The following is a 26,128-nucleotide window of genomic DNA, read 5'->3' on the forward strand; positions in this document are numbered from 1 at the left end:
GCTCGCTGCTGACAGAATGGACCGGTGTTTCACCGATCCCGTCAGGAGTTGACCATGGCCCAGCCATCCCCCATCGAAGTCCCCACGAAGTTCGCTCACCCCTTCGCATCCACCGTCAAGACGTTCAGGACCGCCTCCGGCAAGTCCGGACGTTTTTACTCGCTTCCCGCCCTGGCCCGGGAGTTTCCCGGTGTCTCGCGCCTTCCGGTGTCCCTGCGCATCGTTCTGGAGAGCGTGCTGCGCCATTGCGACGGCGAGCGCGTGCTGCCCGAGCACGTGGCCGAACTGGCCAACTGGCAACCACAGGCCGAGCGCACCCAGGAAATCCCTTTCACGGTGGCGCGCGTGGTGCTGCAGGACTTCACCGGTGTTCCCTTGCTGGCCGACCTGGCCGCCATGCGCAGCGTGGCCGAGCGCCTGGGCCAGGACCCGAAGAAGATCGAACCACTGGTGCCGGTGGACCTGGTGGTCGACCATTCGGTGATGGTGGACTACTACGGCACCAAGAACGCGCTCGACCTGAACATGAAGCTGGAATTCCAGCGCAACAACGAGCGCTACCAGTTCATGAAATGGGGCATGCAGGCGTTCGACACCTTTGGCGTGGTGCCGCCTGGCTTCGGCATCGTGCACCAGGTGAACCTGGAGTACCTGGCGCGCGGCGTGCACCTCAAGGGCGGCCTTTACTACCCCGACACGCTGGTGGGCACCGACAGCCACACCACCATGATCAACGGCATCGGCGTGGTGGCCTGGGGTGTGGGCGGCATCGAAGCCGAAGCGGCCATGCTGGGCCAGCCGGTGTACTTCCTCACGCCTGATGTGGTGGGCTTTGAGCTCACGGGCCGGCTGCGCGAAGGTTGCACCGCCACCGACCTGGTGCTCACCGTCACCGAGATCCTGCGACAGCACAAGGTGGTGGGCAAGTTCGTGGAGTTCTTTGGCGAGGGCACAGCCTCGCTCTCGCTGCCCGACCGCGCCACCATCGCCAACATGGCGCCCGAGTACGGCGCCACCATGGGATTCTTCCCGGTGGACGGCAAGACGCTGGACTACTTCAAGGGCACCGGCCGCAGCCAGGCCGAGATCGAGGCCTTCGAGGCCTATTTCCGCGCCCAGGGGCTGTTCGGCGTGCCGGGTGCACCGGGTGCGTCGCAGAAGGCCGGCGACATCGAATATTCGCAGGTGGTCCGTCTCGACCTGGGCCAGGTCACGCCCAGCCTGGCTGGTCCCAAGCGTCCGCAGGACCGGATCGAGCTGGGCCAGGTGGCGCGCCAGTTTGCCGAGCTCTTCAGCAAACCGGCATCGCAGAACGGCTTCAACCAGCCCGCCGCCCTGCTGCACACCCGGCACCAGGCCGAGATGGGACAGAGCGCCGAGCCGCTTCCGTCAGAGAAGGTTCGGCCCACGCCCGAGGGCGCGCCTCGTTTCCTGGTGGAGATGGAGGCCAACAAGCCGGCGCCCGATACGGCCAAGGTGGATGCCGAGCTGTCGCACGAAACGCAGAAGAAGCTCACCATCGGCAATGGCGACGTGCTGATCGCCGCCATCACCAGCTGCACCAACACGAGCAATCCCGGCGTGCTGCTGGCCGCCGGCCTGCTGGCGAAAAAGGCGGTGGAAGCGGGCCTCAAGGTCAAGCCGCACATCAAGACCTCGCTCGCTCCTGGCTCGCGCATCGTCACCGAATACCTCACCCAGACCGGCCTGCTGCCCTACCTGGAGAAGCTCGGCTTCTCGCTCGCGGGCTACGGCTGCACCACCTGCATCGGCAACGCCGGTGACCTCACGCCCGAACTCAACGCCGTGATCACGCAGAACGACCTGATCTGCGCGGCGGTGCTCTCGGGCAACCGCAACTTCGAGGCCCGCATCCACCCCAACCTCAAGGCCAACTTCCTGGCCAGCCCGCCGCTGGTGGTGGCCTATGCCATTGCCGGCAACGTCATGAAGGACCTCATGACCGAGCCGCTGGGCAAGGGCAAGGGCGGCAAGCCGGTGTACCTGGGCGATGTGTGGCCCACCAGCGAGGAAATCCACAAGCTCATGAAGTTCGCCATGAACGGCAAGGCCTACCGCGAGAACTACGCGCGCGTGGCCAGCGAGCCCGGCAAGCTCTGGGAACGCATCAAGGGCGTGACCGGCAACGCCTACACCTGGCCCAAGAGCTCCTACATCGCTGAACCGCCGTTCTTCGAGTCGTTCCAGCTGGCCATGCCGCAGGCCACCCAGGCACCCGGTGTTCAGGGCGCACGGATCATGGCGCTGTTCGGCGACTCCATCACCACCGACCACATCTCTCCGGCCGGCAACATTGCCGAGAAGTCACCGGCCGGCCAGTGGCTGCTGGCGCAGGGCGTGCTCAAGGCCGACTTCAACAGCTATGGCGCGCGCCGGGGCCACCACGAGGTGATGATGCGCGGCACCTTCGCCAACGTGCGCATCAAGAACCTGATGCTGCCGGCCAGGGCCGACGGTTCCCGCGAGGAGGGTGGCTGGACGCTCTACCAGCAGGAAGGCCCGCAGAAGGGCCAGAAGCTCAGCATTTACGACGCTGCCATGCGCTACCAGAGCGCTGGCGTGGGCACGGTGGTGTTCGCCGGCGAGGAATACGGCACCGGTTCCAGCCGGGACTGGGCTGCCAAGGGCACACAGCTGCTGGGCATCAAGGCCGTGGTGGCACGCAGCTTCGAGCGCATCCACCGCTCCAACCTGGTCGGCATGGGCGTGCTGCCCCTGCAGTTCAAGCCCGGCGATTCCTGGGAAAGCCTGGGCCTGACCGGGGAGGAGACCATCGACGTGATGCCGCATTCGGAACTGCTGCCGCAGAGCGAAGCGCAGCTGGTGATCACCCGTCCAGACGGCGAGCGCCGCCAGTTGTCGGTGATTCTGCGAATCGATACGCCGGTGGAGGTGAACTATTACCGGGAGGGCGGAATCCTCCCCTACGTGCTCCGACAATTGTTGAGCGCTTGAGCCGGATGCCGCAACGCGGCATGATGTGTCGTCCACCCTGTCACCAGGAGCCGCCATGCGAAAACCTGCCTTGTACAGCCCCTCCCGCCGCGGCCCGGGTGCGCAGGGGGATGCACCTCAGGCTGTGACGCCTGCTCCGGCGGCCGCGGTTGCTCCGCCCGGGCGCCTGCGGCGCTGGCGCCAGGGCGCCACGCGCGCGGCCGGGAGCCCACGCACCCTTTGGGCCGGCATGGCGCTGCTGGCCGCGTTGCTGGCGGCCAGTGTCTGGCAGCAGACGGGCCCCAAGGCACTCACCCAGAAAGACATCGACGCGGCCGTGCTGCGCACCCTTACCACCCAGAACCTGCCCTCCCAGGCCGCCCGAGCGGCCGAGAAAATCCGCCCCGCTGTGGTGCGTGTCATGTCCTACGGCAAGGACAAGAAGGGCGAAGAGCAGGAACAGGGCGTGGGCACCGGAGTCGTCATCGTCGACAAGGGCATCATCCTGACCAACCTGCATGTGGTTCAGGGTGCGCAGACCATCAAGCTGGTGTTCTCCGACGGTTCGGAGTCCGGCGCCACGGTGACCGGGGTGCAGGCCCAGAACGACCTGGCCGTGCTGCAGGCCCACACCATCCCCGACGACCTGATTGCCGCCACCATGCGCTCCACCGGCGACCTCGTGCCCGGCGACCACGTGGTCGCGGTCGGTTTCCCCTTCGGCATCGGCCCCTCGGTGTCGCATGGCGTCATTTCCGGATTCGGCCGCGCCTTCAAGTCGCCCGAGGGTGAGCAGGAAATCAGCAACCTGATCCAGTTCGACGCCGCGGCCAACCCGGGCAATTCCGGCGGGCCGCTGGTCACCATGGATGGCGAGGTGGTCGGTGTCGTCACCGGCATCCTCAACCCCACGAGCCACCGCACCTTCGTTGGCATCGGTTTTGCTGTACCGATCGAGAGCGCCGCCAGCGCCGCCGGTCTGCCCCCGTTCTAGTCACGTCACCACCACAGGAGCGCTCCATGGACCAAAGCAACGCCCCCGACACCGCCCAGCTCATGGAGCAGATCCTGTATGAGGTGAAAAGGGTGGTGGTGGGCCAGGACCGGTTCCTCGAACGCGTCATGGTCGCCATGCTGGCGCAGGGCCACCTGCTGGTCGAAGGCGTGCCCGGCCTGGCGAAGACGCTCACGGTCAAGACCCTGGCCAACGTCGTGCAGGGCCGCTTCAAGCGCATCCAGTTCACGCCCGACCTGGTCCCCGCCGACCTCGTGGGCACGCGCATCTACAACCAGAAGACCGGCGACTTCAGCACCGCGCTGGGCCCGGTGTTCGCCAACCTCCTGCTGGCCGACGAAATCAACCGCGCGCCCGCCAAGGTGCAGAGCGCGCTGCTGGAAGTGATGCAGGAACGCCAGGTGACCATTGCCGGCGAGACGCACAAGGTGCCCAACCCCTTCCTGGTCATGGCCACGCAGAACCCGATCGAGACCGAAGGCACCTACCCCCTGCCCGAGGCCCAGGTGGACCGTTTCATGATGAAGGTGCTGGTCGACTACCCCACCGACGAGGAAGAGTTCGTCATCGTCGAACGCGTCACCGGCCCCCAGGTGGACGTCAACGCCGTGGCCACCACCGACCAGCTCGCCGCGCTGCAGGCGCAGTGCCGCCAGGTCTACGTCGATCCCTCGCTGGTGCAGTACGCCGTCAAGCTCGTGTCCGCCACCCGCACGCCCGAGAAGCACGGCATCAAGGACATGGCGAACCTCATCACCTTCGGCGCCAGCCCGCGCGCCACCATCGGCCTGGTGGAAGGCGCGCGCGCCCTGGCCATGCTGCGCGGCCGCACCTACGCACTGCCCGAGGACATGAGCGATCTCGTGCCCGATGTGCTGCGCCACCGCGTGGTGCTGTCCTATGAAGGCCTGTCGGAAGGCCTCACCAGCGAAGCGCTGGTCGCGCGCATCATGAAACACATCCCGCCTCCCGCGCGTCCGCTGGAGCACGAGAAGAAAGCAGCTTGAACATGCTCGGTCGGCTCTTCGGCAGAAAGAACGACGCGCAAGCGGCGGCGATGGCCACGGCCACGCCGGTGGCGCGCCGTGCCGATGCGCTGCTGCGCCGCCTGGAGTGGACCGTGCTCAAGCGCCTCGATGGCTTGCTGCAGGGCGACCACCGCACGCTCATGCGCGGCTCGGGCCTGGACCTGGCCGACCTGCGCGAATACCAGCACCACGACGATGTGCGCCACATCGACTGGAACGTGACCGCGCGCCTGCAGACGCCGCACGTGCGCGTGTTCACCGAAGACCGCGAGATGGCCGCCTGGTTCCTGCTCGACCTCAGTCCGTCGGTGGACTTTGGCTCCGGGCAGCAGCGCAAGAGCCAGGTGCTGCTCGATTTCACGGCCGTGCTGGCGCGCCTGATCGGCCGCCATGGCAACCGCGTGGGCGCCGTGCTCTACGGCTCGCGCGGCCAGCCGGTGGTGGATGCCGTGCTGCCCGCGCGCGGTGGCCGCACGCAGGTCCTCAGGCTCATGCAGATGGTGTTGCAGCCGCCCGCGAAGCCGGCCGGCACACCGCAGAAGAACGGCGTGACCCAGCTGGCCGACCTGTTGCGCGCGGCGGTGCACACCGTGCGCCAGCGTGGCACCGTGTTCGTGGTGTCCGACTTCATCAGTGAACCCGGCTGGGAAAAGCCGCTGGGTGAACTGGCTCGCCGGCACGACGTGGTGGCCGTGCGCCTGGTTGACCCGCTGGAGCTCGACCTGCCCGACCTCGGGCTCATTCCGATCCGCGATGTCGAGACCGGCCAGCAACTGCTGGTGGACACGCACGACCCGGGTTTTCGCCAGCGCTTTGCCCGTATCGCGGCTCAGCGCGAAGCGCAACTTCTCGAGAGCCTGGGGCGCGCCGGCGTGGACACGCTGGAGCTCTCCACCGACGACGACCTGGCCGAAGCCGTGATGCGCTTCATCGAACTGCGCAAGCGCCGCCAGCGCCTGGGCCGAGAGGGCCTGGCCGGCCGGCCGGTACCCACCCAATTGCCGACCCGCACCCGCCAGGGCCTGGGTCCCCGATCTCAAGGAGCTAGCCCATGAACAACTGGCCCGTGACCTTCCTGTGGCCGCAGTTGCTCTGGCTGCTGCTGGCCTTGCCCCTGCTGGTGCTGCTCTACCTCTGGCTGATGCGCCGCCGCAAGCAGGTGACGCTGCAGTACGCCAGCCTGTCCATCGTGCGCGAAGCCATGGGCAAGGGCATCGGCTGGCGGCGCCATGTGCCACCCATCCTGTTGCTGCTGTCGATTGCCATCATGTTGCTGGCCTCGAGTCGGCCGGTGGCGAAGATCTCGCTGCCCTCCACCCAACAGACCATCATCCTGGCCATGGACGTCTCCGGCAGCATGCGGGCCGAAGACGTGCAGCCCAACCGGCTGGTCGCTTCGCAGAACGCGGCCAAGGCCTTCCTGGCCGAGTTGCCGCGCCACGTGAAGGTTGGCATCGTGGCCTTTGCCGGCTCGGCCCAGGTGGTGCAGCCCGTCACTCTCAGCCGCGAGGATCTGGTCGCCGCCATCGACAAGTTCCAGCTGCAGCGCGCCACCGCCATCGGCAGCGCCATCGTGGTGTCGCTCTCGGAGTTATTTCCCGAGCAGCGCATCAACCTGGGCGACATGACCTACAGCCGCAACACCGACCCGTTCGCGCCCAAGGGCCGCGCGCTCGACCAGCCCCGGCCCGACGACAAGCCCTTCACGCCTGTGGCACCGGGTTCCTACTCCTCGGCGGCCATCATCCTGCTCACCGATGGCCAGCGCACCACCGGCGTGGACACCGCCGAAGCCGCCAAGATGGCGGCCGAGCGCGGCGTGCGCGTGTACACCGTCGGCGTGGGCACGGTCGACGGCGAGATCATCGGCTTCGAAGGCTGGTCCATGCGTGTGCGGCTGGACGAAGAGAGCCTGAAGGACGTGGCGCGAGCCACCCAGGCCGAGTACTACTACGCGGGCACCGCAGAGAACCTCAAGAAGGTCTACGAGACGCTGAGTTCACGCCTGACGGTGGAGAAGAAGGAGACCGAGATCTCGGGGCTTCTGGCGCTCGCGGCGTCCTTGCTCGCGCTGTTGTCGGCGGGACTGTCGGTCTTGTGGTTCAACCGGATTCTGTAGACCCCGCCTACAGGATGGTGGCGCCCACCGATGCGACTGCGAAACTGAGGGTCAGGGCGGTCACGGCCGCTCTTTGGGGCGATCTCGAGCAGCTCTTCGAAGCCCGTGGAAGCCCGAAGCATTGCTGGTGCATGGCCTGGCGGGCCAGCAGCAAGGACCCGGGCAGCGCTCATGGGCCGGGTCGCAAGGCCATGCTGAAACGCGGCATCGACATGGGGGTACCGGTCGGCCTGCTGGGCTACCTCGGCAAGGAGCCGGTGGCCTGGTGTTCGCTGGCACCGTTCGACACCTTTCGCGGTCTGCGCAAGACGGGCGACGAGTCCACTGACAAGATCTGGTCCGTCACCTGCTTCTTTGTGCGTCGGCAGCACCGTGGCCACGGCCTCACGCGCCAGTTGCTCGATGCTGCCGTGGCGCACGCCCGCCGGCACGGCGCCAGACTGGTGGAGGGCTATCCCGTGGATCCTTCCTCACCCAGCTATCGGCACATGGGCTTCGTTTCGCTGTTCAAGGAAGCGGGCTTCACCCAGACCGGTCGCGAGGGCACGCGTCGGCACGTGGTGCAGCTGCACGTTCAGCGGTCGTCGTAGTCGAGCTTGGGGTACCAGTCGGTCCCGCGTCCACCGGGTGTGAGGTCCAGGATGTTCCACAGCGGCGTGGGGTCGGGCGCACCGCGGGGGTCCTGGCCCGGGTCGGCGGTGCCGCCGAGTTCCGATCCCCAGAAGTGCAGCACCCGCCCATCGCGCTTGACCCACACATCGAGCGCGGGCCATTCGTCGCCGTTGGGCGCCAGGCCCCGGTAGTCACGCGCAAAGCGGTCGCCCACCGTGGCGAAGAACTTCAGGTGCTTCCAGCCGCGCTCGCGCGCCACGGCCAGCTGCCGCTCCACGGGTGAACGGCCGATCACGGCCACGGCGACGCGCTGCTGGATGTCGCGCGAGGGCACGTCCAGCGATCCGAGGAAGGCGGTGCACATCGGGCAGGGCCGTTCGCGCTGCGGGCCGTACATCCAGAAGTAGGTGACCAGCGTGTCGTGCGCGCCGAACAGCGCGTCCCACCCCACCGTCTTGCCGTTTTCGTCGCGGAACTCGTAGTCGGCGGCCACGCCACCGGGCGGCAAGGCGCGGCGCAGTTCGGCCACCCGTTCGATGTGGCGCCGCAGTTCGATCTCTTCGGCCAGCAGGGCAGTGCGCGCGCGGCGGTAGTCGTCGCTGTCGTTGGGGTAAGGCTTGCTGGCTTCGGCAGCGAGTGCAGTGGCGGGTTTCAGTGCGGACATCAAACACTCCTTGGTTGACGAAACGGCAGCTTAGAAGCTGCATGCGGACGCGACGGTGCGTTGCCTCACACACACCCGGCACAATCGCGCCATGACCCCCACTACCCTCATTGCCGGCGGCGGCATCGGCGGCATGGCGTGCGCGCTGGCGCTGGCGCGCGCCGGTGTGCACACCGAGGTGCTGGAGCAGGCACCGGTGTTCGGCGAGGTGGGCGCGGGGCTGCAGCTCGGGCCCAATGCCGTGCGCGTGCTGGCCGACTGGGGCCTGATGGACGCGCTGAACGAATGTGCGGCGTTTCCTGAAGCGCTTCAGGTGCGCGATGCCCATGGCGGCCAGCAGCTGGGCCACCTTCGCCTGGGCGCCATGGCGCTGGCGCGTCACGGGCAGGTGTACGCCACGCTGCACCGCGCCGACCTGCATGCCCTGTTGCTGCAGGCGGTGCAGCGCCACGCCGACGAGGTCAGCGTGCGTGCAGGCTCTCGGCTGGCGTCGTTCGAATCGCTCGCCCATGGCGTCAACGCCACGCTGGAGAACGGCGAGACGCTGCAGGGCCAGGCCCTGGTGGGCTGCGACGGACTCTGGAGCGCGGTGCGCGCGCAACTGCTGGGCGATGCGCCGCCGAGCGCCACCGGGCATCTGGCCTACCGCGGCATGGTGCGCGCGGCCGATCTGCCTCGCGCGTCGCAAGCCCATGTGGTCACCGCCTGGCTCGGCCCGCGGCTGCATGTGGTGCATTACCCGGTGAAACAGGGAGAGTGGTTCAACGTGGTGGCGGTGGTGCAGGGATCGCTCCAGCCCACCGACGACGCACAGGGCTGGACGCACGAAGCGCACATGGCGGATCTGAAACGCGCCCTCGGCCCCGCGTGCGGTGAGTTGATGACCCTGCTGGAGACCGTGCCCGACTGGAAGCTCTGGGCGCTGAACGACCGCTCGCCTCTGCAGGGGCCGCAAGAGCAGGCACACGGCCGCGTGGCGCTGCTGGGCGATGCCGCGCATCCCATGCGCCCCTATCTGGCGCAGGGTGCGGCGATGGCGCTGGAGGATGCGTGGACGCTCGGCCGCCTGGTGAGTGCCCAGCGCGGCACGCCCGACTGGCCCGAGGTGTTTGCGCAGTACGCCGAACTGCGCTGGGCGCGCAACGCGCAGGTGCAGGCGCGCTCGCGGCGCAATGGCACCATCTTCCATGCCAGCGGGCCGTTGCGCTGGGCGCGCAACAGGGCCATGGCGCTGCTGGGCGAACGCTTGCTGGACAATACGTGGCTCTATGGCGGGCCGCCCGAGCCACCGGCCCCCGTTCCTGACACGCCCTCCATTCGAAAAAGGAAGACAACATGACGCAAGCACGCCACCCCATCACCCGCCGCCACGCGCTGGCCACCGCCGCTGCGCTGGCGGCCGCTTCGGTGCTGCCCGCTGCGCACGCGCAGGCCGCCTGGCCCAGCCGGCCGCTGAAGATGGTGGTGGGCTTCCCCGGCGGCTCGTCGCCCGACCTCACGGCGCGCCTGCTGGCCGAGCCTCTGGCGCAGGCGCTGGGGCAACCGGTGGTGGTGGAGAACCGGCCTGGTGCCGGCGGCAACATCGCCGCCGCGCAGGTGGCCCGCGCGGACGACGACCACACCATCGGGCTGATGATCAACGGCAACATGACGATCGCGAAGATCCTCAACCCCGATACCACCTACGACCCCATCAAGGACCTCACGCCCGTCTCCCTGATTGCCACCGCGCCGCTGGTGCTCAGCGTGCCCGCCACCGTGACTGAGAGCGGCGCGGCCTACCTCGCCGCTGCCAAGGCCGCGGGGGACAAGTGGAACTACGGCACGCCCGGCGTGGGCACCGTGGGTCACCTGGGCATGGAGTTGCTCAAGAGCCGCGCCGGCATTGCGCCGGTGCACGTGCCGTATCCGGGCAACCCGCAGGTGATCGCCGCCATCATCGGCGGGCAGATCCAGATGTCGCTGCTACCACCGGGCCTGGCCATGGCGCAGGTGCGGGGCGGCAAGCTCAAGGCCATCGGCGTCACCTCGCTCGGCCGCAGCAGCCTGGTCCCTGACGTGCCGAGCCTGGCCGACGCCGGCGTGCGTGATTTCCAGCTCGAGATCTGGAACGCCGTGGCCGCGCCCAACAGCCTGCCCAAGGCCCACGTGAACAAGCTCGCCACGCTGCTCACGGAGATCGTGCGCCGCGAGGACATTCGCCAGAAGATCTTTGCCCAGGGCTGGCAGGTGGCCGGCACCGGCCCTGAAGGCCTGGCACGCCGCATCAAGAGCGACACGGCGGCCATGACCGAGGTCATCCAGCGCAACAACATCCGTCCGGGCTGACCGGAGGAGGACCGGCATGGCCAACGTCTTCGCGGTCCATTCCGTCTGCCGCTCGATCGCTGCGTTCTTGCAGGGCAGCTACCCGGCCTCGGTGGCCGAGCTCCCCATGCCGCCCTGCAACTTCGAGGTGCTTTCCTCCAGCCAGATGGCCGGCCCGCTCGACGATGCAAGCCGCGTCGGCCTGTACCTCCACCGCACCAGCGTCAGCGAGCACAGCCGCGCGCAGCGGCCGGGCCGCATCACCGACGCGCGGCCCGCACCCCTGCACCTGGACCTCCATTTCCTGGTGGCTTCCTGGAGCCGCAGCGCGCACGACGAACAGGTGACCCTGGCGTGGACGCAGCGGCAACTGCACCTGCACCCCATGCTCGACTTCGCCCTGCTCACCGCCGAAGCCGCCTGGGCGGCCGATGAAGTGATCCAGATCGTGCCCGCCGACCTGCCGGCCGAAGACATCCTGCGCATCTGGGCCACGCTGGGCGCACCCTACCGGCTCTCGGCCGCGTACACGGCGCGCGTGGTGAGGCTGGACGCCGACCAGCCGCCGCCCGATGAGCCACCCGTGCTGGTGATCAACAACTAGGGCGACATCGGGAGCACGCACATGCCGAAGTACCTCGCTCCCGGTGCGTACGTGGAAGAGGCGAGCTTGCGCTCGAAGCACATCGAGCCGGTGGCCACGCGCATCACGGCGTTTGTCGGCGCCATCGGTTCGCACGCTGTCTCACCGCTGCTGACCAGTTCCAGCGAGTTCGATCGATTCCAGCAGGGCGAGGCCGATCCGGGCATGGCGCAGGCCGTGCGGGCGTTCTTCAATGAAGGCGGCCAGCGGCTGTACGTGGCAGCGACCCTGGAGGCCGTCGAAGCGCTGGCGGAGGTGTCCATCGTGGCCGCACCGGGCCACACCAGCGCCGAGATGGCCCAGGCCCTGATCGCTCATGCCGAGCGCCCCGGCGCACACCGCATCGCCGTGCTCGATGCACCAGCGGGCAGCACGATGGCGAATGTGCAGGCGTACCGACGCGCTTTGGATTCCAGCCACGCAGCCTTGTACCACCCGTGGGTGGTGAGCCTGGTGGAAGGCCGTGAAGTGGTGATGCCCGCATCGCCCTTTGTCTGCGGCATCTACGCCCGCCATGACTTCGAGCAGGGTGCGCACAAGGCGCCTGCCAACGTGGCGGTGCTGGGGGCCTTGCGCTTCGAGCGCGAGATCAACCAGGCCGAGCAGGACGTGCTCAACCCGCAAGGCATCAACTGCCTGCGCTTCTTCGAGGGAAGGGGAATGCGCGTGTGGGGTGCGCGCACGCTCTCGGGCGATCCCGAATGGAAGTACGTCAACCAGCGGCGCTACTTCAACTACCTGCAGGCCTCGCTGGAGCGTGGCACGCAGTGGGTGGCGTTCGAACCGAATGGCCCGGCGCTCTGGGACCGGCTGCGCGAGTCGATCGGCAGCTTCCTCTACAACGAATGGCGCAAGCGCGCGTTGCAGGGCGCCCAGCCCGAAGAGGCCTTTTTCGTGAAGTGCGACCGCAGCACCATGACGCAGGACGACATCGACAACGGCCGCCTCGTCTGCCAGGTGGGGGTGGCGTTCCTCAAGCCCGCCGAGTTCGTGGTCGTCCGCCTCGCGCAGCCGACAGCGCGCTGAACGCTCAGCGCGCCGGGGCCACGCTGGGCAGGGCGTACGCGATCACCGAATCCCCAGCCTTCGTGCCGAGGGAACCGTGGCCACCCGCGGCGACGACGATGTACTGCCGGCCGTCCCGCCCGGTGTAGCTCATCGGCGTGGCCTGGCCGCCGGCCGGCAGGCGGCCCTGCCAGAGCTGGTCGCCGGTGGTGAGGTCGTAGGCGCGAATGTAGTTGTCCAGCGTGCCGGAGAGAAAGGCCACGCCGCCCGCCGTGATGAGCGGACCACCGAGGTTGGGCACGCCCATGCGGAAGGGCAGGGGAATCGGGGCCACGTCGCGCACCGTGCCGTTGCGGTGTTGCCAGACCACTTCCCCGCTCACCAGGTCCACACCGGCCACGAAGCCCCAGGGCGGCGCCTGGCACGGCAGGCCGAGCGCCGAGGTGAAGGGCGCCATCTTCACGGCGAAGGGCGCACCCAGGTTCTCGTTGAGGGCGGGCAAGGCGCCCTCCGGCGGGCCGCCGTCCTGCACGATCAGCGACGTGTCGTCCGGGCGAGGCACCAGTTGCGATGTGAAGGCCAGGTACGTCGGGGTGGTGAACGCCACCTGGCGAACCGGGTCGACCGCAATGCCGCCCCAGTTGAAGACGCCGAAGTTGCCGGGATGCACCAGCGTGCCCTGCGTCGACGGCGGCGTGTAGCGGCCTTCGTAGCGCAGCTTGTCGAAGGCGATGCGGCAGGCGAGTTGGTCGAACAGCGTGGCGCCCCACATGGACGCTCCCGTCAAGGGCGGTGGCCCGAACGAGATGGCCGAGACCGGCTGCGTGGGCGCCGTGCGGTCGCCTTCGGCCGCGCCCTGGGGCACCGGCACTTCCTGCACGGCGTGCACCGGTCGGCCGGTGCGCCGGTCCAGCACGAAGAGTTCGCCCTGTTTGGTGGGCTGCACCAAGGCAGGCACCGTGGCGCCGTTCAACGTGAGGTCCACCAGCGTGGGCTGTGAGGGCACGTCGTAGTCCCACAGGTCGTGGTGCACGGTCTGGAACACCCAGCGCAGGCGGCCGGTGGCGAGATCGAGCGCCACCACCGAAGAGCCCACGCGTTCGATGGCCTCGCTGCGGTTGCCGCCCCACTGGTCGGGCGGCGGGTTGCCCATGGGCAGGTACACCAGGCCCAGCGCTTCGTCCACGCTCATGATCGACCACACGTTGGGCGAGCTCTCCGAATAAGTCTGCCCGGCCTGCAGCGGCGTGTTGTCATCCGGGCGAGCGGGGTCCCAGTGCCACAGCAGTTCGCCAGTCTGCACATCGAAGCCGCGGATCACGCCCGAAGGCTCGCTGGTGGAGACGTTGTCGAGCACGGTGCCGCCCACCACCAGCACCTTCTGCGATGCGATCACCGGCGAGGTGGAGTAGTAGCCGCCCAGCCGCACGTTGGGCATGCCGTGCCAGAGGTTGATCTGACCGCTGCCCGCGCCGAAGTTGCGGCACACGGCACCCGTCTCTGGATCCAGCGCGATGATGCGGCCGTCCGCCGTGGGCATGTAGAGCATGCGCAGGCAGTTGTCGGTCGCGGGGCTTTCATCGGCCGCCACCGGCAGTGGCGGGGCCGGCAGGGCGGCCTGGGTGGCCGTTGGGCGCTCGGCGGCCGGCCCGCTGGCGGGCGGCGGCGTGCCGTCGCTCGACCAGTACGAGAGCCCGCGGCATGTCAGGTGTTGCAGGGCCAGGCCCGAGCGGATCTTCGGATCGAAGCGCCACCGTTCCTCACCCGTGGTGGCGTCCAGCGCGATCACGAACTGGTGCGGCGTGCAGAGGTAGAGCATGTCGCCCACCTTCAGGGGCGTGACCTGGAAAGTGGTTTCCTCGGGGTCGCCGGGCTGGCCGCGTTGGTCGCCGGTGTGGAAGTGCCAGGCCTCTTCGAGCCGATCCACGTTGTCGACATTGATCTCGGCCAGCGGCGCGTAGCGCTGGCCATGACCGGTGCGGCCGTACGCGTGCCATTCACCAGGCGGGATGCGCTCCGGGTCTGGCGCGGTGGCGGTGCCGCGATTTTCGGGCAGCGAGCCCTGGGTCGAATGCGGGTCCACCACCGCGGTCACCACACCCACACCGAGGTACAGCACGGTCACGGCCGCCAGCGCGCCGCGCCCGCCCCGCCAGCCAAAGCGGCGCCGGGACCCCAGATCTCCGTCGCGCACGGGGGCGAGCGGCCGCGCCTCCACCAGCCGGCGCGCCACCCACGGCGTGAGCAGCACCACGGCAACGACAAAGAACACGTCACCGCGAGCCGCCAGTCCCCACCAGTCCAGGCCCACTTCCCACAGCGACCACACCAGGGTGGTCAGCAGCAGCGCCGCATACACCCACCAGGCCAGGGTGCTCGCGCGGTACAGCAGCACCGCCACCGCCGCCAGCACCGCGCCGGCCACGGCGTAGAAAGGCGAACCGCCCAGCGTCACCAGCCACGCACCTCCACCCAGAAGTCCCAGGGCCATCAAACCCAGGATGATGGCGATGCTGGTGGTGAGGCGGTTCTTTCCCATGCGAAGCGTGCTTTCTTGGTTGGAAGGTCGAAACGCCCCAAAGGGCAAATGGCGTTCCCGGAAAGAGCCAGGGTTCAGCTTGTTCTGGGCCCCATGTCACCCACGTTGCGGCAAGGATTGCCGACACCGCCATCAGCGCGTGGGCCCCATGTCCAGCAGATGCCCGTGCATGCAGGCGTGGCGCGAGAGGGCGTCGCGCACCAGCCAGCCGCCGGTGAACGTGGAAAAAGCCGGCAGCACGAAGTGGCGATCGATCTGCGTGAATGCCGGAAATCGGCCCCGAAATCCCGGCACGCGAACCACCGGATGCAGGTGCCCACACACCACCACGCGCTCGTCGCCTGGCGTGGGCTGTGGCGCGTGCGCGAACACCAGCTCGCTCCCGGTTTCTTCCACCGAGTGACGTCGGTGTTCGATGCCAAGGCCGGCGCGAGCGGCGGCGCGGTCGTGGTTGCCTTCCACCAGCAGCATCTCCAGCCCGGCGTGGCGCGCGCGAAAGCGCGTCCAGTCCTCCCGCCAGTGGGTGTCCAGCAGAGGCCCGTGCAGCAGATCGCCCAGGAACCACACCGCCTGCGCGCCGCTCTGTTCAATGAGCGCGCTCAACCGGTCCAGGTCGTGCCGCGTACCGCCCGTGGGCAGCGCGATGCCGGCGGCACGGAAGGTGTCGTCCTTGCCCAGGTGCAGGTCGGCCACCAGCAGCCGGCGTCTGGCAGGCCAGTACAGCGCGCGGTCGGCGTACAGGCGCAGTGCCGTGCCGGCCAGCACCACGTCCATCGAATCGCCGCCGTCAGCCATGGCGTTCCTGCAACTGCTCGGCTGCGCGCTGCACGCGGGTGCGCCAGTCTTCGGTGCTGAGTTCGCCACGCACGGTCTCGGCCCACAACGGAAAAGAGAGTGGCGTGAGCGTGCGCGGCTGCCGCAGCTCGATGCGGCGTGTGGCGCAACGCGCGAGCGCGGCAGCGAGCGCCTGCACATCCATCTGTGCCTCGAACACCTCGCGCTCGGCCTGCGCCAGCAGCAGGTGGTCGGGGTCGTAGCGCTTCAATACATCGAACAGCAGGCCGCTGGACGCCTGCAGCTGCCGCTGGCTGCGCCGCGTGGCGCCGGGCATCGACGGCGTGAGCATGCCGGCCACGCGCGCGATGTCGCGGAACTGCCGGCGCGCCATCTCGGTCAGGTTCATGCCCTCGCGAAGATCGTCCATCAGGCCCTCCGGCGAGAGGATGCCGGCCAGCTGGGATGCATCAATGGCGATGGTCTGCTGCGAACTCAGCACGAAGCCGTAGTCGTTCACGGCGAACACCACGGTGTGGGGCGCCAGGCGGCCCAGACGCAGGGCGAACAGCGCGGCCATGCCCTCGTGCACCGACCGGCCTGCAAACGGGTACACAAAGAGCGAACTGCCCCGGCGCATCTTCACCACCTCCACCAGCAAAGTCTGCGGCGTGGGCAGGGCCGACACCCGCGCCTGCAGATCCAGCAGCGGCGCGAGCGCGCGCAGCTCGGGCGTCTCGCGCGGGCCGTTCAGCGTGGCTTCCACCGCCGCCCCCAGCTCGGTGGACAGCGGCAGGCGCCCGCCCTGCCAGCGCGGCACGGTGGCCGATGCGCCGCGCGCCATGCGCACGTAGGCCGTCATCTGGTCCATGGTCACCAGCTCCAGCGTGCGCCCCGCAAACTGGAAACGGTCGCGCGGCTTCAGGCGGCTGATGAAACTCTCCTCCACCGATCCGAGCGACGCACCGCGCAGATAGCGCACCTCCACCGCACCGTCGGCCGTGATGGTGCCGATGGAGAGCCGGTGGTTCAGCGCCACGCGCCGGTCGCTCACGCGGTAGACGCCGTCTTCGTCCTGCTGCACGCGCTGGAAATCGGGGTAGTTCTCCAGCGCCTGGCCACCGCGTTCGATGAAACGCAGCACGCCTTGCCACTGCACGTCGCTCAAGGCGGCAAACGCGTGCGTGCCGCGCACTTCCGCGAGCAAGGCATCGGGCTGGAAGCCGCCACCCAGCGCGAGCGTGACGCAGTGCTGCGACAGCACGTCCAGCGACAGGCGCGGTGGTCGGCGCGATTCGATCTGTCCTGCTTCGATGGCCTGGCGCGCGGCGGCGAACTCGGCCAGTTCCAGGGCGTGCGTGGGCACGCAATGGATCACGCTGGACGCGCCGGGCCGGTGGCTGGCACGCCCGGCGCGCTGCAGCAGCCGCGCAATGCCTTTCGGGCTGCCCACCTGGAGCACGAGGTCGACGGTGGGAAAGTCCACGCCCAGGTCCAGGCTGGAGGTGGCCACCACGCAGCGCACGCTGCCGTCGCGCAGGCCCTGTTCGGCGGCCATGCGCAGGCCCACATCGAGCGAGCCGTGGTGAAGGGCCAGGGCTTCGGGCGGCTCCAGCCAGATGGAGGAGAGCGCGCGGTGCCACAGCTCGGCCTGTGCGCGCGTGTTGGTGAACAGGATCGCGCTGCGCGTGCCGGCGATCAGTTTCATCACGCCTTCGAGTTGCGAGAGCCCGAGGTGCCCCGCCCACGCAAAGCGCTCCGGCCTGGCGGGCAACAAGGTCTTGAGCGTGGTGTCGCGCTTGCGCGCGTGGCGCACCACGGGCGCGTTCGGGCGGTGCGGCAGCAGCACGTCGCGCGCTTCGTCCAGATTGCCCAGCGTGGCCGAGAGCCCCCAGGTGACGGCCGCGGGCGCGATGGCGCGGATGCGCGCCAGGCCCAGCTGCAACAGCACGCCGCGCTTGTTGCCCAGCAGCTCGTGCCACTCGTCCACGATCACACCGCGCAGTCCCTTGAGCAACCCGGCGGTCTCGGGGTAGGAGAGCAGCAGCGCGAGCGACTCCGGCGTGATCACCAGCACCTCGGCCTGGCCCTGGCGCGCCAGGCGGCGGTCGCGCGAACTCGCGTCCCCGGTTCGCTTGGCCACGGTCCAGCCCAGTCCCAGCGCATCGATGGGCTGCTGCAGCGCGTGCGTGGTGTCGGTGGCCAGCGCGCGCAACGGCGTGACCCACAGCAGGCGCAGGCGCGAGGGCTTGACGCGGGGATGGGCCGGGTCGATCGGTTCAGGTGCCAGGCCACGCAAGCCTTCCAGCAAGGCGCCCCCGAACGCCGCCAGGGTCTTCCCGCTGCCGGTGGGCGTGACGAGCAGGCCCGATTCACCCTGCAGCCAGTGCCGCCACACGGCGCGCTGGAACGGCGCTGGCGACCAGCCGCGCTGCGTGAACCAGGCCTTCAGCGCGGCGTCTGCCTGGGTATTGCTGGGGCGGACTGTTGCAGAATGTGGTCTGACCATTTCAATGTTTACTGACTGCTGCCATGACGACACCCACTGCGATCGATCGCCTGCTCGCCATCGAGGACCTCCGCCAGTTGAAGGCCCGCTATTGCCGCCTGCTCGACACCAAGCGCTGGCAGGACTTCCGCGCGCTGTTCGCCGAGGACTGTGTGTTCGAAGGCATGGGCAACCTGCCGGTGAGCGCCAGCGTGGACACCTTCGTGAACCATGTGTCCAGGCGCCACGCCCACACCATCACGGCGCACCATTGCCACACCCCGGAGTTCCGTTTCCTCTCGAGCGGCGAAGCCCGCGGCATCTGGGCCATGGAAGATTTCGTGGAATGGCAGGGAGTGGAACATGTGTCGCCCGACTGGGCCGGTTTCAAGGGCTTTCGCGCCTGCGGCCACTACGAAGAGGCCTACCGCCTGGGCGACGATGGGCAGTGGCGCTTTGCCTTCATGCGGCTCACGCGGCTGCGCATGGACGGCGTGCCGGCGGACTCACCCGCGCCGCGGGCGGGTGCACGCCAGGCCTCGGCGGACTGGTTGTAGGCCCTGGGCGGGCGACGGGTCAGCGGATCGTGACCTGCACCCGCCGGTTTCGGGGTTCCGACACCCCGTCCTTGGTGGGAACCAGCGGATTCTTCTCGCCATGGGATTCCAGCGTCAAGGCCGAGAATTTCATTCCCGATGCCTGCAGCCTGTCGGCCACCGCCCGGGCGCGCTGGGTCGAAAGAACCAGGTTGTTGTCGGCTCCACCCACGGTATCGGTGTGCCCGATCACCACCACTTCGACCACGGTCTGGGCGCCCCGGGTTCTCCATCGATTCAACAGTTCGGAAAACTGGATTTCCGATTCCTCGGTCAATCGCGTTCCACCGCTGATGAAATACAGCATGAAATGCTCGGGTGCGGCGGGTTGGGCCGCCTTGGCCGCGGAGAAATCGGCGTCCAATTGCGCGTTGGCCAGATCGGCCTTCACTTCCTTCCCATCGATACCGGCCACCTGGCCGGCGCGCGTGAGCACCTGGTTGCCCTGCGGTCCGCTCACGATCACCTGGCCCACCGCCCCATCGGGATCGGGGACCAGCACCACGTAGGAACGCGGAATGGTGGGCGCACAGGCGGCCAGCAACCACAGCGAAGCCAGCAGGACCGGCCACAGGCACCGGCGATGGAGGTTCTGCAATTCAGACATGGCGGACGATCCCTCTCTCTTCCAGATGAACTAGTATCGCCGCTGGCATATACCCCGGGGGGAAATCGGGGCTGGTCGAATTCGAGACGCCGCATGTCTTTGTGTGTGGCTTCCATCCAATGAGAGCGGCATGACATTAGACGACACCGAATTCCAGCGTCGGCGCGACGCATTGGCCATCTATCTCGGCGAGAACTTTCCCGGCATTGACCCGGACACGCTGCAATCCATTCAGGACAGCGTTCAATGGATTGAATTGAACGCGGGCGAAGTGTTGATGGCGCAAGGGGATGCGGGCGACGCGGCCTACCTCACCATCAGCGGCCGCCTGCGCGTGTACGTCGACACCGACGACGGCGTGCCCCGCATGGTGCGCGAACTGGGGCGCGGCGAGATCACCGGGGAAATCAGCCTCTACACCCACGCCCGACGCTCTGCCACGCTGGTGGCCATTCGCCGGACCGTGGTGGTGCGGCTGGACAAGGCGAGCTTCACCGCTCTGGTGGCGCGCAACCCGCAGGTGTCGATGGCGCTCACCCGCAAGATCATCGAGCGGCTCCAGACCCAGCACGATCGGCGGCCTCTGCCGCCACCGGTCACGGTGACGCTGCTGCCCATCACCACCGGTGTGGAGGCCACCGCCTTTGCGCAGCACCTCGCCGGGGCACTGAGCCCGTTTGGCCGCGTCTGCTGGGTGGAGGCCAGCCAGCCGCTGGCCAGGCTGGAAGAACTCGAGGCCGAACACGACTTCGTGCTGATGGTGGCCGACGCCGAGCCGAGCGACTGGACCAGGCTGTGCATCAGCCAGAGCGACGAGGTGCTGCTGCTGGCCGACGCGACCCAGCCGGCCGCGGTGCAACCGGTGGAAGAAATCTGCATGGTCAACCCCCCGCAGCGCAGCGAGGTGGCAGAAACGCTGGTGCTGCTGCACCCGGCCAACGTCCAATCGCCACGGGGCATGCGCCAGTGGCTGGAGCGCCGGCCTGTCGCCGGTCACGTCAACCTGCGTCCCGCGCTGGTGGGCGACATGGCCCGCTTGGCCCGCCTGATCAGCCGCAACGCGGTCGGCCTGGTGCTGGCCGGGGGCGGTGCGCGGGGCTTTGCCCACCTGGGCGTGTGGAAGGCGCTGGACGAACTGGGCATCGAGATCGACTGCGTGGGCGGCACCAGCATGGGCGCCGTGATGGCCGCCGCGATCGCGGCAGACCGGGGCATCCCCACCACCATGGAGGTGATCCAGCAGGCGTTCAAGATCAACCCCACCGGCGACTACAACATGCTGCCCCTGATCTCGCTCATCAAGGGCCGGCGCGTGCGCGCCATCATCGAGCGATCCATCGCTTCGCTGATGGGCGGTCCGGTGGACATCGTCGACCTGTGGAAAGGCTACTTCTGCATCGGCAGCAACTACTCCAGGGGCTGCGAGATGCAATGGCACAAGGGCGACCTGGGGCGCGCGCTGCGCGCCAGCATCGCCATACCCGGCGCACTGCCACCCGTGGTGATGGATGGTGAACTCTTCTGCGATGGCGGCACCTTCAACAACTTCCCCGCCGATGTCATGCGCAACATGCGCGGTGTGGGCAAGGTCATCGGCGTGGACCTGAGCGCGCGGCGTGCCCGCCGCCTCGAATTCGACGAGATGCCCAGCGGCTGGCAGGTCTTCTTCGACCGGCTCAAGCCGCGCGCGCGGCAGCGTTATCGCGTTCCTTCGCTGGTGTCGTACCTGCTCAACGTGTCGGTGCTCTACAGCGTGTCGCGGCAGTCGGAGTCGCGCAGGCAGACGGACCTGTACTTCAACCCCGAGCTCTACAAGTTCGGGTTTCTGCAATGGTCGCGCTTCTCGTCCATCGTCACCCAGGGCGACGCGCATGCGCGCGAGGTGATCGGCGCGCTCAGCCACCCCGAGAAGCAGGCGTGGGGCGTCCGCGAAAAGGCGTGAGCCCTCGGCGCGGTGGTCGCGCACGCGGGACTGGCGCATGAGAAGCATGCTGTCCCTGCGTTCGGTGGCCGCGTTGCTCAGCGTGGCCACCGCCGCGCTCGGCTTGCTCCTGGTGCTGACCGATCCGCTGGCCCTGCAGGCGCTGCGGCACCAGGGGTTTGACGAGTACCAGCGCTGGCAGCCCCGCGCGTTCGAGACCGTGCCGGTGAGGATCGTCGACATCGACGAAGCCAGCCTGGAGAAGATCGGCCAATGGCCCTGGCCGCGGACACGGCTGGCGCAACTGGTCGAGCAGCTCGGTGCCAGGGGCGCGGCCGTTGTCGGCTTCGACGTGGTGTTCGCCGAGCCGGACCGCACCTCACCCCGCCGCGCTGCGACCGAATGGGCTCTGTCAGCCGCCCAGGCCCGCGCGCTGGAAGGGCTGCCCGACCACGACGCCACCTTTGCCGAAGCCATCGCACGGCACGACGTGGTGCTGGGCTTCGCGCTGCGCAGCGAGCCCGCGCCAGCGTCTGCGCAGCAGCCTGCCCTGAAAGCGCCCTACCGCTATGTGTGGCTCGGCGAACCGAGCCCGCAAGCGCTCTACGCGTTTCCCAACGCGGTGACGCCCATGCCGGTGCTGGACGCAGCGGCCAGCGGCGCAGGTGTGCTCACCTTCGTGCCCGATGGCGACGGCGTGGTGCGACGCGTGCCCCTGGTGCTGGCGCTGGGCAACACACCCGTGCCCAGCCTGAGCGCCGAACTGCTGCGCGTGGCGCAAGGCGCGGACAACTACATCCTGCGGCGCGCGCAGGGCGAAGCGCCGGCACTCGCCGAGGTGCGCATCGGCCGGGCGAGCGTGCCTACCAACGCCCAGGGCGAGATGTGGCTGCACTACACCACCGAACAACCGCAGCGTTATGTGCCGGCGTGGAAGGTGCTGGCGGGCGAGGTGGACCCCGCCTTGCTCGAAGGGCACATCGTGCTGGTGGGCAGTTCGGCGCAAGGCCTGATGGACCTGCGCTTCAACCCCCTGGGCCGTGTGATGCCGGGGGTGGAAGCGCATGCGCAGGCGCTGGAGCAGGTGCTCTCCGGTCGGTACCTGAACCGCCCGAACTGGGCCGTGGCGGCCGAGGCACTGGCGGTGGTGGCCGGGTGCGTGGCGGTGGTCTGGATCGGCGCCTTCGTGCCTTCGCTGTGGGCGGCGGCCCTCGCGCTGGCGCTGGTGGGCAGCGTGCTGTGGGGTGGCTGGTCGGCGTTTGCGAACCACCGCCTGCTGCTGGACAGCTTCACGCCCGCGCTGGCCTGGGCGACGGCCTTCGTGCTGGCCAGCCTGTGCCGGCATTTCTGGAGCGAGCGCCGCCAGCGCTGGGTGAAGGAAGCGTTCTCGCGCTACGTGTCGCCCAACCGGGTGGACCACCTCATGAAGAACCCGGGACAACTGGAGTTGGGTGGCAAGCGCCAGCAGTGCAGTTTCGTCTTCACCGACCTCGCCGGGTTCACCGGCCTCATGGAATCGATCGATCCGGCCGAGGCCGTCACGCTGCTCAACCGCTACCTCGAAGACATGATCTCCATCGCCTTCCGACACCTCGGCACGCTGGACCGCATCGTCGGCGACGCGCTGGCGATCATGTTCTCTGCGCCCGTCGTGCAGCCCGACCACGCGCAGCGCGCGCTGGACTGCGCCATGGAGATGCACGCCTTCGCCACCGCCTACGCGCAGGACCTGCAGGACAAGGGCATCGCGTTCGGGCACACCCGCTTTGGCGTGCACACGGGCGAGGTGATCGTCGGCAACTTCGGCGGCAAGGCCATCTTCGACTACCGCGCGCTCGGCGACCCGGTGAACACCGCCGCGCGGCTGGAGAGTGTGAACAAGCACCTGGGCACGCGCATCTGTGTGTCGCAGGCCACGCTGTCGGCCTGCGCCAACGTGTCCGCGCGTCCCGTGGGGCAACTGGTGCTCAAGGGCAAGCGAGAGGCGTTGAAGGTGTTCGAGCCCTTGCCCGGAGAACTGCCATCGGGCTATGCGCCCACCGACCTCTACCAGGCGGCCTATGAAGCGGTTCGCGATGGCGATGCAAACGCACAGGCCCAATTCGAAAGCCTGTGCGAGCGCTACCCCATGGACCCGCTGGTGAACCTGTATTGCGCGAGGCTCGCGCAGAACGAACCGGGCGACCGGATCGTGCTCAGCTCCAAGTGAGCGCCGTCACTCTTCGACGACCTTCAGCATGAACTGCGTGCCGCGCACGCCGATCATTCCCGTGGGCGTCTTCACGGTCACGGCCTCGGGTTGCAGCTTGGCGATGACGCCCGAGACGTAGTTCAGCGTGCCCTTGCCCATGCGCGCACCCAGCTTGAGCTTGCCTTCGCCCGGCTCGTACAGGTACTCGTCCACGGTGAGCTCGGTGCTCGGCCCGAACGACATGAGCGTGTTGTCCTTGAAGATCACGCCCATGCTCGATTCGGCCGCGGTCTTGAGCGCGCTGCCCTGGTGCAGTGGCGTACCAGCCTGCGCCTGCACCACCTGGCCATCGGTGGTCACCGTGGCCGTGCCCTTCACGTTCTTCACGTAGCCCACGGGCGCCTTGTCCTGGGCGGTGGCCAGGCCCGACCCCAACGCCAGCGCCATGCCCAGGGCCATCGCCGCCAGCGAAACGGAACGGACTCGCGGGATCAGAGTGGGCGTCATGCTGGGGGCTCGGGGCAGGTGGAGGGAGGGGCGGCATCGCCCGAAATCTCCAAGCACAGGGCTCACCCGATGCGGAAATGCGACCGACGAACGGGATGATAAACGGTCTGACCGGATACTCCCACCACCTTTTTGGGAGGTTCGCAGGGGCGCGTTCAGATCGCCCGCGCAGAAGATGGGCCGACATCAGAACACCGAAAGCCCGGTGCGCGCCGCGAACAGTTCCAGCGCGTGCATGCCCAGCAAGGAGTTGCCGGTGGCATCCAGCGCCGGAGACCACACGCACAGACTCAGACGATCGGGCACCACCGCCACGATGCCGCCGCCCACGCCACTCTTGCAAGGCAGGCCGATCCGGAAGGCGAACTCACCGGCCGCGTCGTAAGTGCCGCACGTCAACATCAACGAGTTGATTCGCCGGGTCTGGCGTTCGGTCAGCAAAGCCTCTCCGTTGAACGGGTGCCGACCATCTCGGCAGAGATACCCCGTGGCGCGGGCCAGTTGGAGGCAGCTCATGCGCACGGCGCAGTGGTGGAAATACGCATCCAGCACCGCGTCGACGCTGTTGTCGATCTTGCCGAAGCTCTTCATGAAGTTGCCCAGCGCGAAGTTGCGAAATCCTGTTGCGGCTTCCGATGCCGCCACTTCCTCGTCGAAATGCACCGGCTCGCCGCACAGGCTGGACACCAGATCCAGCATGGCCCCTTTGGCATCGCCCTGGCTGACCAACCGGTCGGTGACGGCGATCGCGCCCGCGTTGATGAAAGGATTGCGCGGTGTGCCTTGCTCGGACTCGAGCTGGACCAGCGAGTTGAACGGGTTGCCGGAGGGCTCGCGCCCAATGCGTTCCCAAAGTTGCTCACCCATCGCCCGCATGCCCATCGTCAGGGCAAAAAGCTTGGAGATGCTCTGAATGGAAAAGGCTTTGGTGCTATCGCCCGCGTGCGCTTCTTCGCCCTCACACGTGCGAAGCGCGATGCCGAACTGTGCCGCCGGTACACGCGCCAGCGCGGGGATGTAGTCGGCCACCTGGCCTTGCTCACCCAGATGGGGACGCAGGGTGGCCACGATGTCGTCGAGGATGGGTTGGAACTGCATGGCGCGATTGTCCGTCAGCGTGTGCCTGCGCCCAGGTTTCTGCGGACGTTGCCGCGCAATCGGCTTCAACGTACCATCGACGGGCGATATGGTTGGACCTGCCGGCCCAAGCCGTTGAGCGGCGCTTGCTCGGCGTCAATGTCTGCGGGACCCGCCTTCCTTCCTTTAAAGGACAAACCGTGAACCACCGCGCTGCGCTTGCCTTGCTGATGACTCTTGCGCTGTCCACCGCTGCGCTCGCGCAGGAAATGGCGGCGCCCACCTACGCCCTCGGCGACCGTTGGACCTACCGCGAAACCGACCTGCTGACCAAGAAAGAGACCGGTCGCCTGACCGAGTTCGTCACTGCGGCCGATGCTGCGGAATATTGGATGGACTCGCAGCGGGGATCGCACACGATCTGGCGCGGCGACAGTGCCAGGCTCGTGCACCGCGAGCAGTTCCTGTTCGACGAGGCCGCACCGAACAAGCGGGGCAAGACGATCGCCACCAACGACGCCGGCTGCGTCTACCCCTGGCCCCTCAAGGTCGGCAGCAGGTGGGCATGTACCGAGGGGGTGACATTTCCCAATGGCTGGAAGCTGCGCTACGAGCTGAAGTTCAGTGTGGTGGCGGCAGTGAACGTCGAAACGCCCGCCGGGCGTTTCGACACGCTGCGCCTGGAAGCCGAAGGCTTTGCCACCAACGACACCAACAACACCGTCAGCGGGCACGAGCGGGTCATCTGGCTTGCGCCAGCGGTCAGGCGCGAGGTCAAGCATGAGATCCGCACGCGGCTGCGCAATGGGCAGTTGTTTCGTGTGGAAGGGCGTGAACTGACCGAGTTCAAGGCCGGCCCGGGAGGGTAGCCCCTTCAAGCCGCTCAATCGCCTGCAGCCTTCGATGCAGGGTGGTTTCGGCGTCGTGCTGCCAGTCACCGACGATCCTACTTGGCCGATCGCGCCAGTCTGGCCGTGTCACAGATGCCCACAAGCGGTCGACGCTCTTGACCACGGATTGATGGACAGCAAGGCGTGGTTCATCAAATTCACATCCGCCTAAGTGGGCTGGCCAACAGAC

General features: G+C 68.1%; 21 protein-coding genes. 14 read left to right on the top strand and 7 right to left on the bottom strand.

Going from position 1 to position 26,128, the window contains the following annotated elements; translation table 11 throughout:
- Positions 1-54: 54 nt before the first annotated feature.
- From ACTIEY_RS15640 to ACTIEY_RS15665, 6 genes are all read left to right on the top strand, one after another.
- Positions 55-2,976 carry an aconitate hydratase gene (locus tag ACTIEY_RS15640; protein ID WP_439520049.1) on the top strand — a complete coding sequence of 974 codons (2,922 nt, stop codon included), beginning with the start codon at positions 55-57 and terminating at the stop codon, positions 2,974-2,976.
- A 55-nt stretch (positions 2,977-3,031) separates the two neighbouring features.
- Positions 3,032-3,949, top strand: coding sequence for a S1C family serine protease (locus ACTIEY_RS15645; RefSeq protein WP_439520050.1), 918 nt, complete (start codon positions 3,032-3,034; stop codon positions 3,947-3,949).
- A 26-nt stretch (positions 3,950-3,975) separates the two neighbouring features.
- Positions 3,976-4,977: an AAA family ATPase gene (locus tag ACTIEY_RS15650; RefSeq protein ID WP_439520051.1), complete on the top strand. Its 1,002-nt coding sequence runs from the start codon at positions 3,976-3,978 to the stop codon at positions 4,975-4,977.
- Between the two features lie 50 nt (positions 4,978-5,027).
- On the top strand, positions 5,028-6,053 hold the full coding sequence (locus ACTIEY_RS15655) for a DUF58 domain-containing protein (protein ID WP_439520306.1): 1,026 nt from the start codon (positions 5,028-5,030) through the stop codon (positions 6,051-6,053).
- A gap of 11 nt (positions 6,054-6,064) precedes the next feature.
- The gene (locus ACTIEY_RS15660) at positions 6,065-7,117 is read left to right on the top strand and encodes a VWA domain-containing protein (protein WP_439520307.1); all 1,053 of its coding nucleotides are present in this window, start codon (positions 6,065-6,067) and stop codon (positions 7,115-7,117) included.
- Positions 7,118-7,248: 131 nt separating this feature from the next.
- Positions 7,249-7,707, top strand: coding sequence for a GNAT family N-acetyltransferase (locus ACTIEY_RS15665; protein ID WP_439520052.1), 459 nt, complete (start codon positions 7,249-7,251; stop codon positions 7,705-7,707).
- Here the strand turns inward: ACTIEY_RS15665 and ACTIEY_RS15670 are convergent.
- Positions 7,692-8,393 (bottom strand): DUF899 family protein, encoded by a 702-nt coding sequence (locus ACTIEY_RS15670; RefSeq protein WP_439520053.1) that lies wholly within the window; start codon positions 8,391-8,393, stop codon positions 7,692-7,694. The genes ACTIEY_RS15665 and ACTIEY_RS15670 overlap by 16 nt on opposite strands.
- 91 nt (positions 8,394-8,484) lie before the next feature.
- On the opposite strand from ACTIEY_RS15670, the gene ACTIEY_RS15675 reads away from it, so the two are divergent.
- From ACTIEY_RS15675 to ACTIEY_RS15690, 4 genes are read left to right on the top strand one after another with little or no spacing between them, the layout of a single operon-like run.
- Positions 8,485-9,732, top strand: coding sequence for an FAD-dependent monooxygenase (locus ACTIEY_RS15675; RefSeq protein WP_439520054.1), 1,248 nt, complete (start codon positions 8,485-8,487; stop codon positions 9,730-9,732).
- A complete protein-coding gene (locus ACTIEY_RS15680) occupies positions 9,729-10,721 on the top strand; it encodes a Bug family tripartite tricarboxylate transporter substrate binding protein (RefSeq protein WP_439520055.1) in 993 nt (330 codons plus the stop codon). The genes ACTIEY_RS15675 and ACTIEY_RS15680 overlap by 4 nt, the downstream gene beginning before the upstream one ends.
- Positions 10,722-10,737: 16 nt before the next feature.
- Positions 10,738-11,304, top strand: a complete 567-nt coding sequence (locus tag ACTIEY_RS15685; RefSeq protein ID WP_439520056.1) for a DUF4255 domain-containing protein — start codon at positions 10,738-10,740, stop codon at positions 11,302-11,304.
- Positions 11,305-11,325: 21 nt separating this feature from the next.
- Positions 11,326-12,369 (top strand): phage tail sheath family protein, encoded by a 1,044-nt coding sequence (locus ACTIEY_RS15690; protein ID WP_439520057.1) that lies wholly within the window; start codon positions 11,326-11,328, stop codon positions 12,367-12,369.
- A 4-nt stretch (positions 12,370-12,373) separates the two neighbouring features.
- Here ACTIEY_RS15690 and ACTIEY_RS15695 read toward each other — a convergent pair whose 3' ends face one another.
- The 3 genes from ACTIEY_RS15695 to ACTIEY_RS15705 all read right to left on the bottom strand — a co-directional run bounded on the left by ACTIEY_RS15695 (position 12,374) and on the right by ACTIEY_RS15705 (position 18,170).
- Positions 12,374-14,887, bottom strand: a complete 2,514-nt coding sequence (locus tag ACTIEY_RS15695; RefSeq protein WP_439520058.1) for a membrane-bound PQQ-dependent dehydrogenase, glucose/quinate/shikimate family — start codon at positions 14,885-14,887, stop codon at positions 12,374-12,376.
- 132 nt (positions 14,888-15,019) lie between these two features.
- Entirely contained in the window at positions 15,020-15,682 is a 663-nt protein-coding gene (pdeM, locus tag ACTIEY_RS15700) for a ligase-associated DNA damage response endonuclease PdeM (RefSeq protein WP_439520059.1), read from the bottom strand.
- Positions 15,675-18,170: a ligase-associated DNA damage response DEXH box helicase gene (locus tag ACTIEY_RS15705; protein WP_439520060.1), complete on the bottom strand. Its 2,496-nt coding sequence runs from the start codon at positions 18,168-18,170 to the stop codon at positions 15,675-15,677. The genes pdeM and ACTIEY_RS15705 overlap by 8 nt, the downstream gene beginning before the upstream one ends.
- A gap of 23 nt (positions 18,171-18,193) precedes the next feature.
- On the opposite strand from ACTIEY_RS15705, the gene ACTIEY_RS15710 reads away from it, so the two are divergent.
- Positions 18,194-18,706 carry a nuclear transport factor 2 family protein gene (locus tag ACTIEY_RS15710; protein WP_439520061.1) on the top strand — a complete coding sequence of 171 codons (513 nt, stop codon included), beginning with the start codon at positions 18,194-18,196 and terminating at the stop codon, positions 18,704-18,706.
- A 19-nt stretch (positions 18,707-18,725) separates the two neighbouring features.
- Here the strand turns inward: ACTIEY_RS15710 and ACTIEY_RS15715 are convergent, their stop codons facing one another.
- Positions 18,726-19,352: an OmpA family protein gene (locus ACTIEY_RS15715; protein WP_439520062.1), complete on the bottom strand. Its 627-nt coding sequence runs from the start codon at positions 19,350-19,352 to the stop codon at positions 18,726-18,728.
- A gap of 130 nt (positions 19,353-19,482) precedes the next feature.
- Here ACTIEY_RS15715 and ACTIEY_RS15720 point away from each other — a divergent pair, with 130 nt between their 5' ends.
- Positions 19,483-21,294 carry a patatin-like phospholipase family protein gene (locus tag ACTIEY_RS15720; RefSeq protein WP_439520063.1) on the top strand — a complete coding sequence of 604 codons (1,812 nt, stop codon included), beginning with the start codon at positions 19,483-19,485 and terminating at the stop codon, positions 21,292-21,294.
- Positions 21,295-21,331: 37 nt separating this feature from the next.
- Positions 21,332-23,482, top strand: coding sequence for a CHASE2 domain-containing protein (locus ACTIEY_RS15725; protein WP_439520064.1), 2,151 nt, complete (start codon positions 21,332-21,334; stop codon positions 23,480-23,482).
- A 6-nt stretch (positions 23,483-23,488) separates the two neighbouring features.
- Here the strand turns inward: ACTIEY_RS15725 and ACTIEY_RS15730 are convergent, their stop codons facing one another.
- Both ACTIEY_RS15730 and ACTIEY_RS15735 read right to left on the bottom strand, forming a co-directional pair.
- Entirely contained in the window at positions 23,489-23,971 is a 483-nt protein-coding gene (locus ACTIEY_RS15730; RefSeq protein ID WP_439520065.1) for a FecR family protein, read from the bottom strand.
- A 186-nt stretch (positions 23,972-24,157) separates the two neighbouring features.
- A complete protein-coding gene (locus tag ACTIEY_RS15735; protein WP_439520066.1) occupies positions 24,158-25,069 on the bottom strand; it encodes a glutaminase in 912 nt (303 codons plus the stop codon).
- Positions 25,070-25,161: 92 nt separating this feature from the next.
- On the opposite strand from ACTIEY_RS15735, the gene ACTIEY_RS15740 reads away from it, so the two are divergent.
- Entirely contained in the window at positions 25,162-25,917 is a 756-nt protein-coding gene (locus ACTIEY_RS15740) for a hypothetical protein (RefSeq protein ID WP_439520067.1), read from the top strand.
- Positions 25,918-26,128 lie beyond the last annotated feature (211 nt).

Source organism: Hydrogenophaga sp., from assembly GCF_051858985.1.
GTDB lineage: Bacteria > Pseudomonadota > Gammaproteobacteria > Burkholderiales > Burkholderiaceae_C > Hydrogenophaga.

Coding starts and splice junctions, on each gene's coding strand:
- ACTIEY_RS15640 (WP_439520049.1), top strand. CDS start 55: ATGGCCCAGCCATCCCCCATCGAAGTCCCCACGAAGTTCGCTCACCCC.
- ACTIEY_RS15645 (WP_439520050.1), top strand. CDS start 3,032: ATGCGAAAACCTGCCTTGTACAGCCCCTCCCGCCGCGGCCCGGGTGCG.
- ACTIEY_RS15650 (WP_439520051.1), top strand. CDS start 3,976: ATGGACCAAAGCAACGCCCCCGACACCGCCCAGCTCATGGAGCAGATC.
- ACTIEY_RS15655 (WP_439520306.1), top strand. CDS start 5,028: ATGGCCACGGCCACGCCGGTGGCGCGCCGTGCCGATGCGCTGCTGCGC.
- ACTIEY_RS15665 (WP_439520052.1), top strand. CDS start 7,249: ATGGCCTGGCGGGCCAGCAGCAAGGACCCGGGCAGCGCTCATGGGCCG.
- ACTIEY_RS15670 (WP_439520053.1), bottom strand. CDS start 8,393: ATGTCCGCACTGAAACCCGCCACTGCACTCGCTGCCGAAGCCAGCAAG.
- ACTIEY_RS15675 (WP_439520054.1), top strand. CDS start 8,485: ATGACCCCCACTACCCTCATTGCCGGCGGCGGCATCGGCGGCATGGCG.
- ACTIEY_RS15680 (WP_439520055.1), top strand. CDS start 9,729: ATGACGCAAGCACGCCACCCCATCACCCGCCGCCACGCGCTGGCCACC.
- ACTIEY_RS15685 (WP_439520056.1), top strand. CDS start 10,738: ATGGCCAACGTCTTCGCGGTCCATTCCGTCTGCCGCTCGATCGCTGCG.
- ACTIEY_RS15690 (WP_439520057.1), top strand. CDS start 11,326: ATGCCGAAGTACCTCGCTCCCGGTGCGTACGTGGAAGAGGCGAGCTTG.
- ACTIEY_RS15695 (WP_439520058.1), bottom strand. CDS start 14,887: ATGGGAAAGAACCGCCTCACCACCAGCATCGCCATCATCCTGGGTTTG.
- pdeM (WP_439520059.1), bottom strand. CDS start 15,682: ATGGCTGACGGCGGCGATTCGATGGACGTGGTGCTGGCCGGCACGGCA.
- ACTIEY_RS15705 (WP_439520060.1), bottom strand. CDS start 18,170: ATGGTCAGACCACATTCTGCAACAGTCCGCCCCAGCAATACCCAGGCA.
- ACTIEY_RS15710 (WP_439520061.1), top strand. CDS start 18,194: ATGACGACACCCACTGCGATCGATCGCCTGCTCGCCATCGAGGACCTC.
- ACTIEY_RS15715 (WP_439520062.1), bottom strand. CDS start 19,352: ATGTCTGAATTGCAGAACCTCCATCGCCGGTGCCTGTGGCCGGTCCTG.
- ACTIEY_RS15720 (WP_439520063.1), top strand. CDS start 19,483: ATGACATTAGACGACACCGAATTCCAGCGTCGGCGCGACGCATTGGCC.
- ACTIEY_RS15725 (WP_439520064.1), top strand. CDS start 21,332: ATGAGAAGCATGCTGTCCCTGCGTTCGGTGGCCGCGTTGCTCAGCGTG.
- ACTIEY_RS15730 (WP_439520065.1), bottom strand. CDS start 23,971: ATGACGCCCACTCTGATCCCGCGAGTCCGTTCCGTTTCGCTGGCGGCG.
- ACTIEY_RS15735 (WP_439520066.1), bottom strand. CDS start 25,069: ATGCAGTTCCAACCCATCCTCGACGACATCGTGGCCACCCTGCGTCCC.